17 protein-coding genes and 1 pseudogene are annotated in these 21,244 nt (G+C 64.3%); 9 read left to right on the forward strand and 9 right to left on the reverse strand.

What is annotated here, in order from left to right:
- Positions 1-2 precede the first annotated feature (2 nt).
- The 4 genes and pseudogenes from EN807_RS03775 to EN807_RS03785 all read left to right on the forward strand — a co-directional run.
- Positions 3-800 (forward strand): annotated as a pseudogene (locus EN807_RS03775) (FAD-dependent oxidoreductase); the annotation flags it as partial.
- Between the two features lie 163 nt (positions 801-963).
- Complete coding sequence (locus EN807_RS37595; RefSeq protein ID WP_348640230.1) at positions 964-1,179, forward strand: hypothetical protein; 216 nt, start codon at positions 964-966, stop codon at positions 1,177-1,179.
- 14 nt (positions 1,180-1,193) lie between these two features.
- On the forward strand, positions 1,194-1,541 hold the full coding sequence (locus tag EN807_RS03780) for a RidA family protein (RefSeq protein WP_135935775.1): 348 nt from the start codon (positions 1,194-1,196) through the stop codon (positions 1,539-1,541).
- Between the two features lie 27 nt (positions 1,542-1,568).
- The gene (locus EN807_RS03785; RefSeq protein WP_135933935.1) at positions 1,569-2,483 is read left to right on the forward strand and encodes a nitrilase-related carbon-nitrogen hydrolase; all 915 of its coding nucleotides are present in this window, start codon (positions 1,569-1,571) and stop codon (positions 2,481-2,483) included.
- 20 nt (positions 2,484-2,503) lie between these two features.
- On the opposite strand, the gene EN807_RS03790 is transcribed toward EN807_RS03785, so the two are convergent.
- From EN807_RS03790 to EN807_RS03830, 9 genes are all read right to left on the reverse strand, one after another.
- Positions 2,504-4,336 (reverse strand): ABC transporter ATP-binding protein, encoded by a 1,833-nt coding sequence (locus EN807_RS03790; RefSeq protein ID WP_135933936.1) that lies wholly within the window; start codon positions 4,334-4,336, stop codon positions 2,504-2,506.
- Positions 4,333-5,277 carry an acetamidase/formamidase family protein gene (locus EN807_RS03795; protein ID WP_135933937.1) on the reverse strand — a complete coding sequence of 315 codons (945 nt, stop codon included), beginning with the start codon at positions 5,275-5,277 and terminating at the stop codon, positions 4,333-4,335. The genes EN807_RS03790 and EN807_RS03795 overlap by 4 nt, the downstream gene beginning before the upstream one ends.
- The gene (locus tag EN807_RS03800) at positions 5,267-6,910 is read right to left on the reverse strand and encodes an ABC transporter substrate-binding protein (RefSeq protein WP_135933938.1); all 1,644 of its coding nucleotides are present in this window, start codon (positions 6,908-6,910) and stop codon (positions 5,267-5,269) included. The genes EN807_RS03795 and EN807_RS03800 overlap by 11 nt, the downstream gene beginning before the upstream one ends.
- A gap of 43 nt (positions 6,911-6,953) precedes the next feature.
- Entirely contained in the window at positions 6,954-7,874 is a 921-nt protein-coding gene (locus tag EN807_RS03805; protein ID WP_135933939.1) for an ABC transporter permease, read from the reverse strand.
- Positions 7,871-8,737 carry an ABC transporter permease gene (locus EN807_RS03810; RefSeq protein ID WP_189522449.1) on the reverse strand — a complete coding sequence of 289 codons (867 nt, stop codon included), beginning with the start codon at positions 8,735-8,737 and terminating at the stop codon, positions 7,871-7,873. Before EN807_RS03810 ends, EN807_RS03805 begins: the two co-directional genes overlap by 4 nt.
- Positions 8,738-8,756: 19 nt before the next feature.
- Positions 8,757-9,356 carry a transcriptional antiterminator gene (locus EN807_RS03815; RefSeq protein ID WP_127315417.1) on the reverse strand — a complete coding sequence of 200 codons (600 nt, stop codon included), beginning with the start codon at positions 9,354-9,356 and terminating at the stop codon, positions 8,757-8,759.
- Positions 9,353-10,480: a transporter substrate-binding protein gene (locus EN807_RS03820; RefSeq protein WP_135933941.1), complete on the reverse strand. Its 1,128-nt coding sequence runs from the start codon at positions 10,478-10,480 to the stop codon at positions 9,353-9,355. Before EN807_RS03820 ends, EN807_RS03815 begins: the two co-directional genes overlap by 4 nt.
- A gap of 207 nt (positions 10,481-10,687) precedes the next feature.
- Positions 10,688-12,433, reverse strand: coding sequence for a hydantoinase B/oxoprolinase family protein (locus EN807_RS03825; RefSeq protein WP_135933942.1), 1,746 nt, complete (start codon positions 12,431-12,433; stop codon positions 10,688-10,690).
- A gap of 1 nt (position 12,434) precedes the next feature.
- The gene (locus EN807_RS03830) at positions 12,435-14,519 is read right to left on the reverse strand and encodes a hydantoinase/oxoprolinase family protein (protein WP_135933943.1); all 2,085 of its coding nucleotides are present in this window, start codon (positions 14,517-14,519) and stop codon (positions 12,435-12,437) included.
- 210 nt (positions 14,520-14,729) lie between these two features.
- Here EN807_RS03830 and EN807_RS03835 point away from each other — a divergent pair, with 210 nt between their 5' ends.
- The 5 genes from EN807_RS03835 (at position 14,730) to EN807_RS03855 (ending at position 21,169) form a co-directional block, all read left to right on the forward strand.
- Complete coding sequence (locus EN807_RS03835; protein WP_135933944.1) at positions 14,730-15,557, forward strand: ferredoxin--NADP reductase; 828 nt, start codon at positions 14,730-14,732, stop codon at positions 15,555-15,557.
- Positions 15,558-15,717: 160 nt separating this feature from the next.
- Positions 15,718-16,782 (forward strand): deoxyribose-phosphate aldolase, encoded by a 1,065-nt coding sequence (deoC, locus tag EN807_RS03840; RefSeq protein ID WP_135933945.1) that lies wholly within the window; start codon positions 15,718-15,720, stop codon positions 16,780-16,782.
- Between the two features lie 215 nt (positions 16,783-16,997).
- Positions 16,998-19,370 (forward strand): aldehyde dehydrogenase family protein, encoded by a 2,373-nt coding sequence (locus tag EN807_RS03845; RefSeq protein WP_135933946.1) that lies wholly within the window; start codon positions 16,998-17,000, stop codon positions 19,368-19,370.
- A gap of 194 nt (positions 19,371-19,564) precedes the next feature.
- Entirely contained in the window at positions 19,565-20,296 is a 732-nt protein-coding gene (locus EN807_RS03850) for an SDR family oxidoreductase (RefSeq protein ID WP_135933947.1), read from the forward strand.
- A 27-nt stretch (positions 20,297-20,323) separates the two neighbouring features.
- Positions 20,324-21,169: a fumarylacetoacetate hydrolase family protein gene (locus tag EN807_RS03855; RefSeq protein ID WP_127320292.1), complete on the forward strand. Its 846-nt coding sequence runs from the start codon at positions 20,324-20,326 to the stop codon at positions 21,167-21,169.
- The last annotated feature ends 75 nt before the right edge of the window (positions 21,170-21,244 follow it).

Below are 21,244 nucleotides of genomic sequence, written 5' to 3' on the forward strand. Positions count from 1 at the left end.
CGATGAAGTCTCCCTTCGGCGCCTCGATACAAGAAGCCGATATCGCGATCATCGGCGGCGGCATTGCCGGAGCGAGTGCGGCCTATGAGCTGGCGGCGGTCTCGTCGGTCATCCTGCTCGAACGCGAGAGCCATTGCGATTGCCATTCCACCGGCCGGTCGGCCGCGAGTTTTACGGAGAATTACGGCAACGGTATCATCCGACGGCTAGCGATCGCCAGCCGGTCTTTTCTCGAAGCGCCGCCCGAGGGCTTTTGCGATCATCCCTTGATGCTTGCGCGTGGGATGCTGACGATCGCGCGGCAGGATCAGCTGGGCCGGCTTGAAGAGGAACTCGAAAGGGCCAGGCAATTCGTGCCGTCGATCCATCGGGTCAGCCCCGGAGAGGCGTTGGCGCGCGTGCCGGTGCTGCGATCCGATTATGTCGCCGGTGCGATCGTCGAACCGGGTTGTCGCGAGATCGACGTCAACGAACTCCATCAGGGTTTCCTGCGCAACGCGCGCAAACGTGGCGGCCGGATCGTCACCAATGCAGGCGTCGAAGCGATCGAGCGGCACAAGGATCGCTGGATCCTGCAGACGAGCCAGGGACTGTTCGCCGCGCCGATCCTCGTCAATGCGGCCGGCGCCTGGGCGGACAGGATCGCTGCGTTGGCCAAAGTTGCCCCGATCGGTCTCGTGCCGAAGCGCCGCACCGCGTTCCATGTCGCGGCACCGGATGGCCTCTCCATTGCTGGATGGCCGCTGGTCAACGATGCCGGCGAGGAATTCTACTTCAAGCCGGATGCCGGCCGGATTTTCGTCTCGCCGGCGGATGCCACACCGAGCGAGCCGACGGACGCCTATCCCGACGATTTCGATGTCGCCGTAGGGGTCGATCGCCTGCAGCGCGACGACGATCGACGTGCGCCGGATAGAGCATCAGTGGGCGGGGCTGCGCAGCTTTGTGCGCGACGCCTCGCCGGTGGTCGGCTTCGATGCCGAGGCCGAGGGCTTCTTCTGGCTGGCGGGCCAGGGCGGCTATGGCATCAAGACATCGCCGGCGCTGGCCAGGGCATGTCGCGATCTGATCCGCACCGGACGCTTGCCGGATGAACTGTTGCGTCAAGGCATCGAGGCGGGCGATCTTGCGCCCGGCCGGATCGGGGCGACATCCGCGCAGGAGGAAAAAGCACCGTGAGCAAGGATGACCGCATGACGATCGAACGCTTCGAGAATGGCCCACGCTTCTGCCGCGTGCTCAGCCACAATGGCATTGTCTATCTGGCCGGCATGACGCCCGACGATCTATCGGGCGACACCACGCAGCAGACGCGCGACGTGCTCGCCAAGATCGACACCTATCTGGCGAAGGCCGACAGCGACAAGACCAGGATCCTGAGCGCCACGGTATGGCTGCGCGACATTGCCGACTTCGACAAGATGAACGCCGTCTGGGACGCCTGGATCGACAAAAGCGCCATGCCGGTGCGGGCAACGGTCGAGGCCCGGCTCGCCGGCGACGGCTATCGCGTCGAGATCATGGTGACCGCTGCAGCCTGAACTGCGATCTATTGGGGAAACGACGCCATGGCTCGAGACCTGACCATCGCGGTCTGCCAGACCGGCCCGATACAGAAAAGCGCGCAACGGTCCGAAACAGTGGACCGGCTGGTCGCGCTTCTGGAAAGAGCGGCGGCCGCCGGCGCTGAAATCGCGGTGTTTCCCGAACTGGCGCTGACAACCTTCTTTCCGCGTTGGCGGATCGACGACCAGGCCGAGATCGAGGTGTTCTTCGAGCCGGCCATGCCGGGCCGGCAGACGCAGCGCCTTTACGACGCCGCGGCGCGGCTCAAGATAGGCTTCGCGCTCGGCTATGCCGAGCTGACGCGCGTCGACGGGGTAACGCGCCGTTTCAACACGATGGGTCTGGTCGGGCAGGACGGCAGGCTTGTCGGGCGTTACCGCAAAATCCATGTGCCGGGATCAAGTGAGCCGGAACCGGGCACGACCGTGCATCTCGAACGCCGGTATTTCGAGCCCGGCAATCTCGGCTTTCCGGTCTTCGTCTATCGCGGCGTGCGCGTCGGCATGGCCATCTGCAACGACCGGCGCTGGCCGGAGACCTTCCGCATGCTCTGTCTCAACGGCGCCGAAATTGTCCTTATCGGCTACAATACGCCGCTGCTGCTCGATGAAGCGCCGGCGCTGGCGCATCTGCGCATGTTCCACAATCATCTGCCGATGCAGGCCGGCGCCTATCAGAACACGGTCTGGGTCGCGGCAGCGGCCAAGGCCGGCGTCGAAGACGGCCAGGCCTTGATCGGCGGCTCCTGCATCATCGCCCCGACCGGCGAAATTGCGGCGCAGGCGATGTCGCTCGACGACGAGGTGATCGTCCATCGCGCCGATCTCGACCTGATCGCCGTCTGCCGCAAGGTGAATTTCGACTTCGCCAGATATCGCCGGCCCGACCAATATCGGCTGATCGCAGATCAGGTTTGAGGTGACAGCCCTCGCTGGCGTCAGGAAACAGCAACGAGATGACCGTTGCCAAGATCCTTCAGTGCCAGTTTCGGCGGCTCTTCGCCGATTTTTCGAGTCGGGCTCGGGATCTCCTGGTCGAGACGCGCAAAACGCGGCCGGCGCCTTGCCGGATCGGGCACCGGCACGGCCTCGATCAAGCGCTTCGTGTAGGGGTGGCGCGGGTTCGAAAAGACCTGATCGCGGGTGCCCATTTCGACGATCTGGCCGAGATACATGACGGCGACACGATCGGAAATGTTCTCGACCACCGCCATGTCGTGCGAGATGAACAGATAGGCGATGGCGAATTCGCGCTGCAGTTCCTTCAGCAGGTCGAGCACTCGGGCCTGCACCGACACGTCGAGCGCCGAAACGCTTTCGTCGGCGATGATGAGCTTGGGCCTGAGCGCCAGCGCGCGGGCGATGCAGATGCGCTGGCGCTGGCCGCCCGAGAATTCGTGCGGATAAAGCTCCATCTGGTCGGCCGACAGGCCGACGCGTTCGAACAATGCCGCCACAAGTTGGCTGCGCTCTTCCTTCGAGGCGATGCCATGGATCAACAGCGGCTCGGCAACGAGGTCGCCGACGCGCATGCGCGGGTCGAGCGAGGCGTAGGGATCCTGGAAAATCATCTGCACGTCGCGGCGAACCGCCTTGCGCTGGTCACGGCCAAGCCCTGCCAGATTGCGCCCGCCGATCACGATATCGCCGTGGTAGGGCACAAGCCCGGCCAGCGCCTTGGCTGTGGTGGACTTGCCGCAGCCGGATTCGCCGACCAGCGCCAGCGTCTCGTGCGGCGCGATCGAAAAGCTGACGCCTTCGACGGCGTGGACACGGCGGTTCACCCTACCGAAGAAGCCGCCGTGCAGGTCGAAATGGACATGCAGATCGTTGACCACCGCCACGCTTCCGGGCATTTCCGCTTCGACGGATTGTTGTTCGGCGGATTTTTGGCGGCCGACGCCGGTACCAATGCGCGGCACGGCAGCGAGCAGCTCGCGCGTATAGTCGGCTTGCGGGCGAGCAAAAATATCGGCGGCCATTCCCTCCTCGACCATGCGGCCGTGCCGCATGATGACGACGCGATCGGCCATTTCGGCGACCACGCCCATGTCGTGGGTGATGAGGATGATGCTGGTGCCATGCTCGCGCTGCAGATCGCGCAGCAGTTCCAGCACCTCGCCTTGCACGGTGACGTCGAGCGCCGTCGTCGGCTCGTCGGCGATCAGCACATCCGGTTTCAGCGCCAGCGCCATGGCGATCATCACGCGCTGGCGCATGCCGCCGGACAGTTCGTGTGGAAACTGCTTCAGCCGACTTTCGGCTTCCGAGATGCGGACGGCCTGCAGCGCCTCGATGGCGCGCCGGCGCGCCTCAGCGCGGGAGAGGCCGGTATGGGCCTCGATGGACTCGACCAGCTGCCGGCCGATCGACAGCACCGGATTGAGCGAGGTCATCGGCTCCTGAAAGATCATCGCGATGCGGTCGCCGCGAATGCGCCGCATCCGGCGCTCATCGAGCCCAGCCAGATCGATGTCACCTCGATCGATATCGCGAAGCCGGATCGTGCCGGATTCTATCCGGGCGGCCGGCTGCGGCAGCAACTGCATGATCGCCAGCGCCGTCATCGATTTGCCGGAACCGGATTCACCAGCAATGCAAAGCGTCTCGCCGCGCGAAAGCGAGAACGATAGCTCTGATACCACCGGCCGCTCGCCATCTTCGCCACGCACGCTGACTGTCAAGCCGGAGATTTCCAGCACCGGCCCGGCCGTGGTCGAGACGGCCGGAGCGGCAGCCCCGGTCCGCTTGCTGGTTACGCCTTTGCTCATTCGAAGACGCAGCGCGGGAAGTAGAACGACACCACCCAGTTCGGCATATCGACGATCTCGCTGATCCGGAGATCGCCGCAGACCGAAACCAGCATGTAGGCCTCGACCGGGTCCATTCCGTAGCGGCCCGCAAGCATGTCGACCATCTGGGAGACCGCTTCCCTGGCGCCCGTCATCAGGTCCGGTCCGATGCCGGTCGTCACCTCATAGCCCTTGGCGTCGAGATGGCGCGTCACCGGGCCTGGTGTGGTGAAGCGCGGCGTCTTCAGCTGTGCATTTTTGACCAGGTCGAGTTTGAGCACGACATCCATCGGGCTTTCGATCGCCGTGCCGCACACTTCGCCGTCGCCTTGCGCGGCATGCGTGTCGCCGACCGAAAACAGCGCACCGGCCACCTCCACCGGCAGATAGAGCGTGGTGCCGGCCGCGAGATCGCGGATGTCGAGATTGCCGCCGACGCGCCTTGGCGGCACCACCGAATGGAGGCCCATTTCGGCCGGCGCGTTGCCGATGGTGCCGGCAAAGGGTTTCAGCGGCACGCGGGCTTGTCTGCCGAACAGCGCCGGTTCGAGCGAGGCGGCGTCGTATGTCCAGATGTTCAGCGCCGGCTCCGGAAAATCGTCGGCGAGCAGCCCGAACCCCGGAATGTTCGCCGTCCAGCCGAAGCCGGACGGCTTGAACATCTCGATCGTCACCTTCAGTGCATCGCCCGGCTCGGCACCTTCGACATAGATGGGCCCGGTGACGGGGTTCACCTTGGCGAAGTCGAGCAAAGCGACGTCGGCAACGGTGCTGTCGGCCTGAAGCTGGCCACCCGACGAATCGAGGCACTGGAACTCGATCGTCGAACCGGGCGCCACCCGCTCAGTCGGGACAAAGGAATTGTCCCAGCCGAAATGGTGATGGCGCCCATGGATGGTGTAGTCGCAGTTATTGCACATCGGTCACATACACATTCTCATAATTGATCGGGATATGGACGGGATCGACATAGAGATTGTCGGCGCCGCCCATCCGGGCCGATTTCATGGTGAAGCGCTGCTCGTTGAACACCGGCGCCCAGGGCGCGTCTTCCATGATCTTGCCGTAGATCGCGCTCCACATCTTGGCACGTTCGCCCGATTTGGCCGGATCGACGATCGAGTCGGCCTCCGCCGCCTTGGCGTCGAGATCCTTGTTGCAGTACCACGACCAGTTCCAGCCGCCCGGAACCGCGCCGGCGCAGCCGAGGATCGGCCCGTAGAAGTTCGACGGATCGGGGAAATCGGCGATCCAGGCCATGCCGCCGGACCAGATCATCGGCGCGCCGGCCTTGTCGCCGCCGGCTGCGATGACGTTCGCTTGCGCGAGCGACTGGATGCTGGCCTTGATGCCGACGGCCGCCAGATCCTGCTGGATCGCCTGCGCGATGCGCGGGTTGGGATCGGTGTTCATGGCGAACAGCTGCGTGTTAAAACCATCGGGATGACCGGCCTCGGCAAGCAAAGCCTTGGCCTTGGCCACGTCATAGGGGTAGCCCATGAATTCCTTGTCGTAGCCGGGCATCGACGGCGGCAGCGGCTGGTTGGCCGGCACCGCACGGTTGTTGATCAGCTGGACGATACGGTCCTTGTTGATGGCCATGTTGACCGCTTGCCGCACCTTCACATTGTCGAAAGGCGCCATGGTGGTGTTCATGGTGATATAGCCGGTGTGCAACTGGCCGCCCTCGACGACGCGGGCCTTCTGCTCGGGATCGGCCATTACTTCCTGGAACTTGGCCGGCGGAATGCCATCGCCGGGAATATCGATCTCGCCTTTCTGCAGGCGCAGCAGGGCGACGATCGGCTCCTGGCCGATCTCGAAGCTGATCCTGTCGAGATACGGCAGGCCCTTATGCCAGTAATCCGGGTTGCGCTCGAAGACGACGCGCTGACCGAGCGTCCATTCGGCGAACTTGAAAGCCCCGGTGCCGACCGGATGCTTGCCGAAGTCCGCGCCGTATTTCTCGACCTCCTCCTTCGGCACGACATGCGAGAAGTTGATGGCCATGACATGCAGGAAGGTGGCGTCGGGCCGGGCCAGTTCGAACTTGATCGTGTAGGGATCGACGACGGTGACGCCTGTCAGGCTTTCCGCCTTGCCGGCAGCGACATCGTCATGCCCTTTGATCGAGCCGAAGAAGCCGGCGCCCGGGCTCTGTGTCTTCGGATTGGTGACGCGGTCGAGCGAGTATTTCACATCATCGGCGGTCATTTCGCGGCCATTGTGGAACTTCACTCCGTGGCGCAGCTTAAAGGTGAAGGTCTTGCCGTCGGGCGCAATCTCGTAGCTCTCGGCGAGGTCGGGCCGCAGATTGGTGGTGCCCGGCTCGTAGTCCATCAGCCCGTCGAACAGGCTCTTGATCATCGACCAGTTCTGCCAGTCATAGCCGATGGCCGGATCGAGCGTGGCGACGTCGTCCTTGTAGGTGATGGTGATCGCGCCGCCCTGCTTGGCGTTCGGATCGACGGCGTCCTCGGCGCGTACGCTTGTCATGCCGAGCATCAGCGCGAGCGCCGACACCGCAACGGTGGAGGTCGAGAATTTCTTCATCTCATGTTCCCTTTCTCTGGTTGTTACCGGTCTTTTTTCGTTTTCATCTAAGCTTGATGCGCGGATCGATGAACGGTGCGACGGTGTCGGCCAGGAGATTGCCGAGCACGATGGCGAAGGCCGAAACCAGGGTGACGCCCATGATGATCGGAATGTCGACGCGCTGGATGGCCTGCCAGGCAAGCTGGCCGATGCCGGGCCAGCCGAACACGCTTTCGACCACCACGATGCCGCCCATGAAAATGCCGATGTCGATGCCGATCATGGCGATGACTGGCAGGATGGCGTTGGGCAGTGCGTGGCGGAAAATGATGGCGCCGCGCGCTAGGCCCTTGGCGCGGGCGGTCCGCATATAGTCCTGGCGCAGCACGTCGATCATCGACGAGCGCATCATGCGGGCGTACCAGCCGGCGCCGAGTATCCCCATGGTCAGCGAGGGCAGCACCAAATGGCGCCAGGTGCCGTAGCCGCCGATCGGAAACCAGCCGAGCCGGACGGCGAATATATAGAGGAGCAGCAGGCCGACCACGAATTGCGGCGCCGAGACGCCGACAAAGGACGCGACCATCAGTGTCTGATCAGTGGCGGTGCCGCGCCTGACGGCGGCGAGGAGCCCCATCGTCAGGCCGATCGCCAGCTCACAAAGGATGGCGCCAACCATCAAAAGCAGGCTTGCCGGCAGCCGCGAAACGATGAGCTCCGTGACCTCGGAACGCTGGATATAGGAGCGTCCGAGATCGCCGCTGAGCAGGCTTGTCAGATAGTGCCAGTATTGGATGACGAAGGGCTGATCGAGGCCGAGCTGCCGGCGGATGTTCTCGACCGTCTCGGGCGTGGCGCTGCGGCCCGCGATCTGGCGGACGGGATCGGCGGGCAGCAGATAGAGCAGCGCAAAGGTGATCAGCGAGACGCCGAGCAGGATGAGCACGGACTGGATGACCCGGCGGCCGAGATAGGCGATCATGCCCGGCCCTTTTGCGTCGGATCGAGGATGTCGCGCAGCGCATCGCCGATGAGGTTGAAGGCCAGCGCCAGCGCCAGGATCGCCGCACCCGGAAAGAAGACCAGCCAGGGCGCTGCCTGGAAATAGGTCTGGTTCTCGAAAATGATGTTGCCCCAGGATGCGGTCGGCGGCTGCACGCCGATGCCGAGATAGCTGAGCGTCGCTTCCAGGAGCACGGTGGTCGAGATGCCGAGCGTGCCCCAGACGATGATCGTCGGCAGCAGATGCGGCAGGATATGGCGAAACAGGATGCGTGGCGCGCTTGCCCCGATCGTACGTTCGGCGTCGATGAACTCGCGCTCGGCGAGCGAGCTTGTCTCGGTGTAGATGACCCGCGCGGTCTGCACCCAGTTCACCAGTGCAATCACCATGGCGACGATCCACAGGCTCGGCTGGAGCACCGCCGCCAGGCAGATGGCGAGCAGCAGCGCCGGAAAGGCCATCATCAGATCGGTGAAGCGCATCAGCGCGCTGCCGATCCAGCCGCGGAAATAGCCTGCGGTGACGCCAACCAGTGTGCCGATCAAAAGCGCCACGCCGTTGGCGACGATGCCGATGATCAGCGAGGTACGCGCGCCGAAAAGGATGCGGGTCAGGAGATCGCGGCCGAGCAGATCCGTGCCCAGCCAGAATTTGGCGTCTGGCGGCAACGGCGCGCCTTCAAGCGTCAGTCCGTCGAACATCTGCTCGTTGGGATCGTAACCGGTCAACCACGGCGCCAGGACGGCGGCGGCCACAACGATGGCAACGATCACAAGGCCGAGCAGCGCCAGAGGGCGTTTTATAAGCCGCCGCCAGACGCCGGCGCGTGGCTTGACCGGCATGAGCCCGGTTGCGGGGAGATCAGGCGCGATGGGACTGGTCATCGCCGCCTTCTTCCGTCATCGCCACGATCCTGCGCGCAGCCTCCTCGACGCTGATCTGCCAGCTCATCGCCAGCGACCGGAGCTGCGCATAGGCGCGGCCGTCCTCGGCGCCTTTCGACAAAGCCTCCACCGCGCGCACGATGGTCTGGCGCTCCGCGACGCGCAGGCGAAGCGACGATATCTCGCTTGCCAAGAGCTTGCGCGCCTCGAAACTCTGCCGCGCGATCAACAGGGCGCTGTAGACGCCGGCGTTGCCGACCGGCTTCAGCAACTGGGCGTCGGCCTTGTGCGACAGCGCCCACTCGATGCGGCCTGGCGCTTCGGAGCCGATGAGCGCCACCAGCGGCATCGGCGCCTCACCTGGCGCCCATGGGAATTGTTCGTCGAAGCCGAGATCGGCATCGAAGAAGACGAAGTCCGCCGCCAGCGCCTTGGCCGGCAGTTCCGGCCAGCAGCCGACCGTCTCGAGGCCGATGGCCGACAATTGCCGCGTGATCGCCTGCACCGTCGGATGCGGACGATGCAGGACAAAGGCCCTGGCGCCGCCGAGATTCGGGATGCGCGGGACCTTGCTCACGAGACCACCCTCAAGCGTGAGCGGCCGAACGTCTCGGTCCGGTCATAGCGGGACAGATAGGGATCGGGCACGACGCCCTTCGTCAGCGTGACGGTCTTGAACGCGGTGCCTTCGATGCGCCCGATCTGCACCGGCAAGGTGGCGTGCTGGGTCTGCGGATCGATGGAGATGTCGCCGAGCGGGGTTTGAAACGAGGTTCCAGTAAAAGCCTGGGGAAGATCCGGCCATTGTGCGCCGGGATTGCGGGCGAGAATTTCGGCAAGCGTCCGCACCGAGGCATAGGCCGCCGCCTCGAAGGACGAGGCAGGCATGATGGAGGGCGCGGAATCGCCCTGGCGATCCGCTGCCGAGACATCGTGAAAGTACGGCCCGACGGAAAGATGGCCATTGCCCGCGTCATTGAGCGCCGGCAACTCGCATTCGGTGAGATTGCATGACAGGATCGGGCAGCGCTCCGGCCTGAAATGCGGGTCGCGTTCGGCGAGTTCGGCATAGGCCGCGATGAATGCATAGGACGACGAGCCGATCAGATTGTTCAGGATGAAATCCGGCCGGGTCGCCTGGATCTCGGCGATCAGCCTCGAGACATCGGCCTCGCCGAGCGGCAGATAGCGCTCGCCCAAAACCTTGCCGCCGGCGTCGGCGATCAGGTCGCGGGCGACACGGTTGGTCTCCCAGCCCCAGATGTAGTTCGAGCCGAGCAGGAAACCGTTGGCGCCGAAGCGCGGCACGACATGGGCCAGCAGCGGAACGAGATGCTGGTTTGGGCAAGCGTGCATGTAGACGACATGCTCGTTTGCTTCGAAGCCCTCATAGGGACAGGCATACCAGAGCGTGCCGCCGGCGCGCTCGAGGATCGGGATGACCTCCTTGCGGCTCCACGAGGTGATGCAGCCAATGATGTGACGCGCGCCGCTGTTGGCGAGAATGTCGGCGCAGCCCGTCGCGTAGCCATCGATGTTGCCTTGCGGGTCGCGCTCCACCGGAACGAATTCGATCGGGATGGCGGGATCGGCGTTGATGTCGGCGATGGCCGTCATCGCACCGGAACGGCAGGATTCGGACAGCAGGCGGTAGTTGCCCGACCGCGAGTAAAGGATGCCGATTTCGATACGCCGTCCCAAGCAAATCCCCAAAATAACAATGCCCCGCAGCCGCCGCCGCGGAAGGCGAGGCATACGAGGCATTTTTGCCGCCCGGCGGTCGGAGCCGGTATTTTCCCCATCAGCGTATTCCGTACGGCGGGTCAGTCAAGCGGGAAAGTGAAGGCCGGGAAAGTGACCTGGTTGCGTCTGGTTGCGCGAGGGGCCTCGCCGAGAATTCGTCCTATCTCAGCGGTGGGCGCGTTTCTCGTCCGTCGCCGCCCGGTCGATCGCCAGCCCATTCGTCGACAGGGAGACACCAAATTTTTCGCCAGCGTCCTCGGCTGTATAGTATCCTAGGGCCACATCCCTCAGCACCAGTTCCGGATCGCGCTGCAATGGATCGCCATAGCCGCCGCCGCCCGGCGTGCCGACGCGTACGCGGTCGCCGGCTTTCAGCGCGATGTCCTGCTCCTTGGAGAGATGCGGCGGTACATGTGCCTCGCCATTGCGGAATACGGTCACCGTGTTGGGCGCACCGTCCTTGCCGCCGAGCGCGCCCTGTGGGCCGAAGCGGCCATGGTCCATGACGAAGGAGGCGCGGGCATCGCCGCGCAGGATCTCGACCTCATAGGCGAGGCCAAAACCGCCGCGATGCTTGCCGGCGCCGCCCGAGCCCTCGCGCAAGGCATAATGGCGGTAGAGCACCGGAAAAGCCTGCTCCATGATTTCGACCGGCGGCGATTTTGAAATGCCTATGGTCGAGCAGCCATTGGTCAGGCCATCATGATCGGCATTGCCGCCATAGCCGCCGCCAGAGATCTGGTACATGACGTAATCGCGACCGCGGGCCGGATCGTTGCCGCCGAGCGCGAAATTGCCGCTGGAGCCGGCAGGAGCCGCCGTCACCTTATCCGGCAGCGCCTGCACCATTGCCGCGAACACCGCCTCGGCGATGCGTTGCGAAACCTCGGCCGCGCAGCCCGACACCGGTCGCGGATATTTGGCGTCGAGAAAAGTGCCTTCCGGCCACTTGACGATCAGCGGCTCGAAGGCGCCGGCGCTGATCGGCACGTCGGGGAAAATATGGCGCATGGCGAGATAGACCGACGACAAGGTCGTCGCCAGCACGCTGTTCATCGGCCCGGCGCAAGGCTTCGACGAGCCGGAGAAATCGAAGCTGAGCGTGTCGCCCTGTTTCTCCACCGCCAGCGCAATGGTCAGCGGCTCGTTCACCACCCCGTCGGAATCCACGAAGGCCTGCGAGCGATAAATGCCGTCAGGAATGGCTGATATGTTAGCGCGCATCTGTTCGGCAGCGCGGCGGCGCAGTTCGGCGATCGCCTCGACAACTGTTTCATCTCCGTAACGATCCAGGATTCCAAAGAGCCGGTCCTGGCCGATCAGCAGTGCCGCCGCCTGCGCGCGGATGTCGCCGATGCGCTGGTCGGCGACGCGGATGTTGGAGCAGATGATGGCGTAGATCTCCGGGTCGAGCACGCCCTTCTTGAACAGTTTCACCGGCGGCAGCCGCAGGCCCTCCTGCTCGACCGCCGTTGCCGAGGCAGAAAAACCGCCCGGCACCGAGCCGCCGATATCGGGCCAGTGGCCGGTGTTCGACAGCCAGCAGAAAATCTTGCCATCCCGGTAGACCGGCATGGCGAAGCGCACATCCATCAGATGGGTGCCGCCGAGATAGGGGTCGTTGACGATGTAGATGTCGCCGGGCTCGGGCGGCAGGCAGCGTCCGCCGGCGATCATCTCGATCACCGTCCTGGTCGAATACTGCATCACGCCGACGAATACTGGCAGGCCCTGGCTGCCTTGCGCGATCAGTGAGCCGTCGACGGCCGAGTAGATGCCGTCGGAACGGTCGTTGGCCTCGGCGATCACAGGCGAAAAGGCGGCGCGCGAAAAGGTCAGGTCCATCTCGTCGCAGACCTGCTGCAGCGCCGCCTGGATGACCGAAAGCGTAATGGTGTCGAGTTTTGCCATCTCAGGCCTCACCGATGTCGATGATGATGTTGCCGTCGGCGTCCGAGCGCGCCCGGTCGCCGGGCTCGAGCACGGTGGTCGCGTCCATCTGTTCGAGGATCGCCGGCCCGTCGATAACCGCGTCGAGCGGCAGCTTCTCCCTGCTGTAGACCGGCGTGTCGTGCCAGCGCCCGCCATACCAGACCGGCCGGATTTCGCGCCGCGCTTCGGCCAGCGTTTTGGCGCGCCCTGCCGGGTCGATCAATCGCGACAGATCGATCGCCGGCCGCACGCCGGTCACCGAGGTGTTGAGGTTGACCAGATTGGCGCGGATTTCCGGCAGCTCGACCTTGAAGCGGGCGAAATAGGCCTTTTCGAACAGTTGCTGCAATGTTTCACGTGTCACCGCGGACGAAGGCAGCGGCACGTTGATGATGTGGGTCTGGCCAACGAACTGCATGTCGGCGGAATGGGTGACGCGGATCGTCTCCGGCTTCACCGCTTCCTTGCCGATCAGCTCCTCGCCTTCGTTTCGGTGCCGTTCCAATACAGCGTGAAATTGGTCTTCACCGAGCCCTGCGACCGGCTGGTTGACCGTGTTGACGAAATCGTGCCTGAGATCGGCGACAACGCAACCGAGCGCATTGGTGATGCCCGGCCGCGCCGGCACCAGCACTTTGGGCAGACCGAGCTCGCGCGCCAGCGCCGTCGCATGCAGCGGCCCGGCGCCGCCGAAGGCGAACAGCGCGAAATCGCGCGGGTCGTGACCGCGCGACACTGAGACCATGCGGATGGCGCCGGCCATCTTGATGTTGCCGAGCCGCAGCACCGCGCCCGCCGCCTCGACGCCGGACAGGCCGGTGGGGCGGCCGATCCTGTCCTCGAATATGCCGGTGACGTGTTCGACGGTGACCGGATTTTCGACCGCAAGCAGCTTTTTCGGCGCCAGCCGGCCGAGCACCAGATTGGCATCGGTGATGGTCGGCTCGCTGCCGCCGCGCCCGTAGCAGATCGGGCCGGGATTGGCGCCGGCGCTTTCCGGGCCGATCTGGATCAGGCCGGCCGCATCGACGCGGGCTATCGAGCCGCCGCCGGCGCCGACCGTGTGCACCGCCACCATCGGCACATGGATCGGCATCGCGTATTCGATCTCGATCTCGTTCGACACCGCCGGTTCGGCATTGCGGATCAGCGCCACGTCGGTCGAGGTGCCGCCCATGTCGTAGGTGACCAGGTTTTCGAAGCCGGCGCGTTTTCCCGTATAGGCGGCGGCGATGACGCCGGAGGCCGGACCCGACATGACGGTCTTGGCCGATTCACGTGTGACAAAGCGGGCCGAGATCATGCCGCCATTGCCGTTCATGATCAGGAAGTCGCGAGCGTAGCCTTGCGATCCCAATTCCCTACGCAGCCGTTCGACATAGCGCTCGAGGATCGGCTGCACCGAGGCATTGACCGAAGCGGTGACGCCGCGCTCGAATTCGCGTGCTTCCGACAGCAGCGCATGGCCTGTCGTGATGTAGCCGTTCGGCCAGAGCTCGGACGCGATTTCGGCCGCGCGCCGCTCGTGCGCCGGATTGGCGTAAGAGTGCAGGAAATGGATGACGAGGGATTCGCAGCCGGCCTCGATCAATTCTGAAACGGCCGCGCGCATCTCGGCTTCGTCGAGCGGGATGCGCACTGCGCCCGAGGCTTCCACGCGCTCCGACACTTCGAGCCGCAGATTGCGCGGAATGATCGGGACGAAGCTGCCTGTCATGCCATAGGGCTGCGGCCGCGTTCGCCGGCCTAGCTCGATGACGTCGCGAAAGCCGCGCGTGGTGATCATGCCGGTCTTGGCCAGCCGGCGTTCGAGCACCGCGTTGGTGGTGGTGGTCGTGCCGTGCACGATGAGGTCGATGCCGCGGATGGGGAAGCCGGTGGTACTGAGCGCCGAAACGACGCCGAAGGCCTGGTTGTCGACCGTGGTCGGGGTCTTGGCTATGTGGACCCGGCCGCCGTCCCGGCCGTCGATCAGAAGCAGGTCGGTAAAGGTTCCGCCGACATCGATGCCGGCGACGACGCTGCCCAGGGAATCCAGCGTCTGCGCCGAAAAATTCTCTTTCATTGTCGAAACCCGAAATATCAGGACTACTGATATGTGTCAGTTTGGAAAGGTGTTTCACGCTGGTGTCTTGACGCAAAGATCATTTGTATACTAATAAATTCGGGAGACAAGAGCTTACCGTGCAAACGGCACGCCGGGACCTGATCGGTTCGGGCGCGCAGGAGAAGGTTTGGCGTCAGCGCCCTCGGGTTGGCCAGAAGGTTAGGTTTGATGAACACCACATCCGCGCTCAACACCGCCGGCGCCCGGCCGCTGCAGTTCCCAATTCCGGCCAATGTCTATGCCGAAACCGTCGTCTCGGTGAAGCACTATACCGACCGGCTGTTTTCGTTCCGCATCACCCGGCCGCAGTCGCTGCGTTTCCGCTCCGGCGAATTCGTCATGATCGGCCTGCCCAACGCCGAAAAGCCGGTGTTCCGCGCCTATTCGATCGCCAGCCCTGCCTGGGACGACGAACTGGAATTCTTCTCGATCAAGGTGCCGGACGGCCCGCTGACCTCGCAACTGCAGAAGATCGAGATCGGCGACACCGTCATCATGCGGCAGAAGTCGACCGGCACGCTGGTGGTCGACGCGCTGACCCCGGCCAAGCGCCTTTTCATGATCTCGACAGGCACCGGCATCGCGCCCTTCGCCAGCCTGCTGCGCGATCCAGACACCTATGAAAAATTCGAGCAGGTGATCCTGACCCACACCTGCCGCGACAATGCCGAACTCACCTACGGCCAGGAGCTGGTTGCAGAGCTGGAGAACGATCCGCTGATCGGCGAGCTGACCGGCGGCCGCGTCACGCTCTACAATTCGACGACGCGCGAAACTTCCGAGCGCATGGGCCGCATCACCGCGCTGATCGGCTCGGGCAAATTCTATGCCGATCTCGGCATCGACAAGCTCGACCCTGAGACCGACCGCATCATGATCTGCGGGTCGATACATATGCTGAAGGACGTCAAGGAACTGGCCGAAAGCCTCGGCTTCCAGGAAGGCTCGCTGCATCATCCGGCGAGCTTCGTCGTCGAGCGCGCCTTCGTCGGCTGAGACGGCGGGGCGCTTCGGCGCCCGCCTCAAGCGGGTTTGACCATACGGTCAAAAATCTGCTGCTTTCGCGGCCTTTTTCAACTATGACCGCTTGAAGGACTCGTGAAGCGCTGCTTCGCGGGCTATTCTCGGTGGACGTCGCTGAACAAAGGGGCAGGAGATGAGCAGCACAATCCGCGAGGCCGATCTCGGTGCCGACAGGTTGGGCGCGTCCAAGGTCACGCCGCTGCCGGCGCGCACCGCCGCCAACGCGCCGGTGTCGCAAGCGCACGGCATTGGCCGCAATCCCGGCATGAAACTCGATCTCGGCTTCATGGAATCGATGCGCAGCGTCAACCGCTCGGCGCTGGAACGGCGTGTCGCCAGCCTGACCAAACGACGCTCGATCAAGGCCGACAACCAGGCGGCCTGGTTGCTGCGCGCCGTCGCCTGCATGGACCTGACCACGCTGAACTCGAACGACACCGACGAGCGCGTCCGCCGGCTCTGCGCCAAGGCGGTCAATCCGTTCCGCCGCGACATCGTCGAAGGCCTCGGCATTGCAGGTGAAAGGATCCGCCCGGCGGCGGTCTGCGTCTATCATCCCTTCGTCGCCACCGCCGTCGATGCGCTGCGCGGCAGCGGCATCCATGTCGCCGCCGTTTCCACCGCTTTCCCGCACGGCCTCACCCCGCTTTCGACGCGCCTGCAGGAGATCGAAGCCTCGGTCAGCGACGGCGCCGACGAGATCGACGTGGTCATTCCGCGCGGGCTGGTCTTCGGGGCGAAATGGCAGGAACTCTATAACGAGATCGTCTCGATGCGGGCCGCCTGCGGCGAGGCGCATCTCAAGGTCATCCTCGGCACCGGCGACCTCGCCACGCTGCGCAATGTCATGCTGGCGTCGATGGTGGCGATGATGGCGGGCGCCGATTTCATCAAGACCTCGACCGGCAAGGAAAGCGTCAACGCGACGCTGCCGGTCGGCCTTGCCATGGTGCGCGCCATCCGCGCCTATTTCAAGGAAACCGGCTACCTCATCGGCTTCAAGCCTGCCGGCGGCATTTCCACGGCAAAAGCCTCGCTCGACTGGCTGGTGCTGATGAAGGAAGAGCTTGGCCGGCGATGGCTGGAGCCAGACCTGTTCCGCTTCGGTGCGTCGAGCCTTTTGACCGACATCGAGCGCCAGCTCGAACACCATCTGACCGGTCACTATTCGGCCAATCATCGCCACGCGATGGCGTAGGGCGGACCTAGCTTTGAACGTAGAGTTCCGTCGCGCCCCCTCTGTCCTCCCCACTCGTGGGGAGATTGGCTGTCATCGGCGATTTCGCCAACTGCTGACGTTGCAGAATGGCCGCAGCCAAACATGAAGTCCGATCTCCCGCATTGTGGGGGAGATGTCCGGCAGGACAGAGGGGGGCGCGAAGGATCGCCTGCCTCGCTGAAGAGGAGCGCTCCATGAACATTCTCGAACACTATCACGCCATGGACTACGGCCCGGCGCCGGAAGCCCGCAACGAGGCCGACGCGTGGCTCGCCGCGCGCGATTTTTCCAAAGCGCTGTTCATCGGCGGCGACTGGAAGGCAGCCAGCGGCGGCAACACCTTCGACACCAGCGATCCCGCCTCCGGCAAATTGCTGGCCAAGGTCTCGGATGCCGGTGCTGCCGATATCGATGCGGCGGTTTCGGCCGCCACAAAAGCGCTGCCTAGATGGAGCGCCAGTTCCGGCTACAGTCGAGCCAAAGCGCTCTACGCGATCGGCCGCGCTATGCAGCGCCACCAGCGGCTGTTCGCGGTGCTGGAATCGATCGACAACGGCAAGCCGATCCGCGAAAGCCGCGACATCGACGTGCCGCTGGCTATCCGCCATTTCATCCATCATGCCGGTTGGGCGCAGGCGCTTTACAAGGATTTTCCGGATCAGAAGGGCGTCGGTGTCGTCGGCCAGATCATCCCTTGGAACTTCCCGCTCTTGATGCTGGCCTGGAAGATCGCGCCGGCGCTCGCCGCGGGCTGCACCGTGGTGCTCAAACCGGCTGAGTTCACGCCACTTACCGCCATCCTGTTCGCCGAGATATGTGAGCGCGCCGGCGTGCCGAAAGGCGTCGTCAACATCGTCCAGGGCGGGCCGGAGGCAGGTGCGGCCATCGTCAATCATCCCGGCGTCCAGAAGATCGCGTTCACCGGTTCGTCCGAGGTCGGCAAGATCATCCGCAAAGCCACTGCCGGGTCGGGCAAGAAACTATCGCTGGAACTTGGCGGCAAGTCGGCCTTCGTCGTCTTCGAGGACGCCGATCTCGACAGCGCCGTCGAGGGACTGGTCGACGGCATCTGGTTCAATCAGGGCCAGGTCTGCTGCGCCGGCTCGCGCCTGCTGGTCCAGGAAGGCATCGCCGAGGCCTTCATCGCCAAGGTCAAGACGCGGATGAGCCGGTTGCGTGTCGGCAGCCCGCTCGACAAGAACACCGATATCGGCCCGCTGGTCGACCTGACCCAGCTCGATCGCGTCAAGGGCCTGGTCGCCGAAGGCGCCAAGCAGGGCGCCGTCTGCTGGCAGCCGGACGTGGCTCTGCCGTCCTCCGGCTATTACCATCTGCCGACGTTGGCGACAGGCGTTTCGCCGGCCAACATCCTGGCGCAGGAGGAGGTGTTCGGCCCGGTGCTGGCGACCATGACCTTCCGCAACACTGAGGAAGCAATCGAGCTCGCCAACAACACGCGCTACGGCCTGGCCGCCTCGGTGTGGAGCGAGAACGTCAACCTTGCGCTGCACGTCGCGCCGCAATTGAAGGCCGGCGTCGTCTGGGTCAACGGCACCAATATGTTCGACGCCGCCTGCGGCTTCGGCGGCTACCGCGAAAGTGGTTTTGGCCGCGAAGGCGGGCGCGAGGGCATGTTCGAATACCTCTCGGCAAAACTGCCGGTCGGCCCGGTCGTCAAGCGGGCAACGGCTACGACCCAGCCTGTCGAGCGATCGGAAGGCGACGCCATCGACCGCACGGCAAAGCTGTTTATCGGCGGCAAGCAGGTCAGGCCGGACGGCAATTATTCGCTGGCGACAGCCAGTGCCAAGGGCAAGCTTGCCGGTGAGGTCGGTCTCGGCAGCCGCAAGGATATCCGCGACGCCGTCGCGGCTGCACGTGGCTGTAAGGGCTGGGCGGAGGCAACCGCCTACAATCGCAGCCAGGTGCTCTACTATCTGGCCGAGAACCTGTCCGGTCGTGCCGACGAGTTTGCCGCGCGTCTCACAGAGCTTACTGGCGCCACCGCCAAGGCCGCGCGCGAAGAGGTCGACCAGTCGATCGAGCGGCTGTTCCTCTATGCCGGCCTGGCCGACAAGTTCGAGGGCCGCGTCCACCAGCCGCCGGCCCGCGCCGTCACGCTGGCGCTGCACGAGCCGGTCGGTGTCGTCGGCATCGTGGCATCCGACAACGCGCCCTTGCTTGGCCTGATCTCGCTGCTCGCGCCGGCGCTCGCCATGGGCAACACTGTGGTCGCGGTGCCTTCGGAAAAATATCCGCTGCTCGCCACCGATCTCTATCAGGTCATCGAATATTCCGACATTCCGGACGGCGCCATCAACATCGTCACCGGCCGCAGCGCCGAGCTCGCCGGCGTGCTGGCGAGGCATGACGATGTCGACGGGCTCTGGGTATTCGCCGATGCCGAGACCTGCGCCAAGGCCGAAGCCGACTCTGTCGGCAATCTCAAGCGCGTCTGGACAGGCAACGGTCGCAGCCTCGACTGGGCGTCGGTAGAGGCCGCCGGCGATGCCCTCCTGCGCCGTGCCATCGAGGTCAAGAACGTCTGGGTGCCCTACGGCGATTGAACGGTCGCCTTGCGCGCTGCGTCGGACGAGAAGCATTCGGGCTTGACGGGCCAAAAGATGTTCATTACCGAGAAAAAACATTTGGCCTGCAGACGAACATCCGAATAGGCGGCATGTTTAGCGTCCGTCTGGCACATTGCGCCTTGGCCTTGAGCCGGTAAACCGGGCGATCGCGGACAGGCGAGGAGAAAAGCATGGCGGATCTGGCAGGCAAGATCGTTGTCGTCACAGCGGCGGCACAAGGCATCGGCCGTGCGAGCGCGCTGGCTTTCGCCAGGGCGGGCGCTGTCGTCCATGCCACCGACATCAACGAGGTGCTGCTCGCCGACTTAGGCAAGACGGCTGGCATCAAGACCCGCAAGCTCGACGTGCTGAACGACGAGGCCGTGACGTCGGCCTTCGCCGAGATCGGGGCCGTCGATGTGCTGTTCAACTGCGCCGGCTTCGTCCATTCGGGCTCGATCCTCGAGATGAAGGACGCCGATCTCGACTTTGCTTTGGATCTCAACGTTCGCTCGATGATCCGCACCATACGCGCCGTGCTGCCCGGCATGCTCGAGCGCGGCGACGGCTCGATCATCAACATGGCGTCGCTGGCGGGCTCGACCAAGGGCGTGCCCAACCGCTTCGTCTATGGGCTGACCAAGGCGGCCGTCATCGGCCTGACCAAATCGGTCGCCGCCGATTATGTCGGCAAGGGCATACGCTGCAGCGCCATCTGCCCGGGCACGGTCGAAAGCCCGTCTCTGGAGGACCGCATGCATGCGCAGGGCGACTACGAGGCAGCCCGCGCTGCCTTCATCGCCCGCCAGCCGATGGGCCGCCTCGGCACGCCCGAGGAAATCGCCGATCTCGCCGTCTATCTGGCCGGCGCCACCTATACGTCGGGGCAGGCTTATAATATCGACGGTGGCTGGTCGATTTAAGCTCACCTCAATCAAGGAGAGAATTCTATGAAACTGCTGCGCTATGGCGAGGCGGGGAGCGAACGCCCCGGCCTGCTCGATGCGGATGGGACGATCCGCGACCTCTCCGCCCATGTCACCGACATTGCCGGCAAGGCGCTCGACCCGGCATCGCTTGAGACATTGTCGAAGCTCGATCCGAAATCGCTGCCGGCGGTTTCCGGCAAGCCGCGCATCGGCGCCTGCGTCGCCGGCACCGGCAAGTTCATCTGCATCGGCCTGAACTATTCCGACCATGCCGCCGAGACCGGCGCCACGGTGCCGCCGGAGCCGATCATCTTCATGAAGGCGAGCTCGGCCATCGTCGGGCCTGATGACGACGTGCTGATCCCTCGCGGCTCTGTGAAGACCGATTGGGAGGTCGAGCTTGGCGTGGTTATCGGCAAGACCGCGAAATATGTTACCGAGGCCGAGGCGCTGGATTATGTCGCCGGCTATTGCGTCGCACACGACGTGTCCGAACGCGCCTTCCAGGCCGAACGGCAGGGCCAGTGGACCAAGGGCAAAAGCTGCGACACATTCGGGCCGATCGGCCCGTGGCTGGTCACCAAGGACGAGGTGAAAGACCCGCAGAACATCCCGATGTGGCTGAAGGTCAACGGCAAGACGATGCAGAACGGCTCGACCAAGACCATGGTCTATGGCGTCGCCTACCTGGTTTCCTATCTCAGCCAGTTCATGTCGCTGCATCCGGGCGACATCATCTCGACCGGCACGCCGCCCGGCGTCGGCCTCGGCATGAAGCCGCCAGTGTTCCTGAAGCCCGGCGACATCGTCGAGCTCGGCATCGAAGGGCTGGGCATGCAGAAGCAGACGTTCAAGGCGGATTTATAAGCGCTCTTCCTTCTCCCCTTGTGGGAGAAGGTGGATCGGCGCGTAGCGCCGAGACAGATGAGGGGTGCTGGAAGA

The organism is Mesorhizobium sp. M5C.F.Ca.ET.164.01.1.1, from assembly GCF_004792125.1.
GTDB classification, from domain to species: Bacteria; Pseudomonadota; Alphaproteobacteria; order Rhizobiales; family Rhizobiaceae; genus Mesorhizobium; species Mesorhizobium wenxiniae.

Excerpts from the sequence above, each read along its gene's own strand:
- EN807_RS03780 (WP_135935775.1), top strand. The coding sequence starts at position 1,194 with ATGACGATCGAACGCTTCGAGAATGGCCCACGCTTCTGCCGCGTGCTC.
- EN807_RS03785 (WP_135933935.1), top strand. The coding sequence starts at position 1,569 with ATGGCTCGAGACCTGACCATCGCGGTCTGCCAGACCGGCCCGATACAG.
- EN807_RS03790 (WP_135933936.1), bottom strand. The coding sequence starts at position 4,336 with ATGAGCAAAGGCGTAACCAGCAAGCGGACCGGGGCTGCCGCTCCGGCC.
- EN807_RS03795 (WP_135933937.1), bottom strand. The coding sequence starts at position 5,277 with ATGTGCAATAACTGCGACTACACCATCCATGGGCGCCATCACCATTTC.
- EN807_RS03800 (WP_135933938.1), bottom strand. The coding sequence starts at position 6,910 with ATGAAGAAATTCTCGACCTCCACCGTTGCGGTGTCGGCGCTCGCGCTG.
- EN807_RS03805 (WP_135933939.1), bottom strand. The coding sequence starts at position 7,874 with ATGATCGCCTATCTCGGCCGCCGGGTCATCCAGTCCGTGCTCATCCTG.
- EN807_RS03810 (WP_189522449.1), bottom strand. The coding sequence starts at position 8,737 with ATGCCGGTCAAGCCACGCGCCGGCGTCTGGCGGCGGCTTATAAAACGC.
- EN807_RS03825 (WP_135933942.1), bottom strand. The coding sequence starts at position 12,433 with ATGGCAAAACTCGACACCATTACGCTTTCGGTCATCCAGGCGGCGCTG.
- EN807_RS03830 (WP_135933943.1), bottom strand. The coding sequence starts at position 14,519 with ATGAAAGAGAATTTTTCGGCGCAGACGCTGGATTCCCTGGGCAGCGTC.
- EN807_RS03835 (WP_135933944.1), top strand. The coding sequence starts at position 14,730 with ATGAACACCACATCCGCGCTCAACACCGCCGGCGCCCGGCCGCTGCAG.
- deoC (WP_135933945.1), top strand. The coding sequence starts at position 15,718 with ATGAGCAGCACAATCCGCGAGGCCGATCTCGGTGCCGACAGGTTGGGC.
- EN807_RS03845 (WP_135933946.1), top strand. The coding sequence starts at position 16,998 with ATGAACATTCTCGAACACTATCACGCCATGGACTACGGCCCGGCGCCG.
- EN807_RS03850 (WP_135933947.1), top strand. The coding sequence starts at position 19,565 with ATGGCGGATCTGGCAGGCAAGATCGTTGTCGTCACAGCGGCGGCACAA.
- EN807_RS03855 (WP_127320292.1), top strand. The coding sequence starts at position 20,324 with ATGAAACTGCTGCGCTATGGCGAGGCGGGGAGCGAACGCCCCGGCCTG.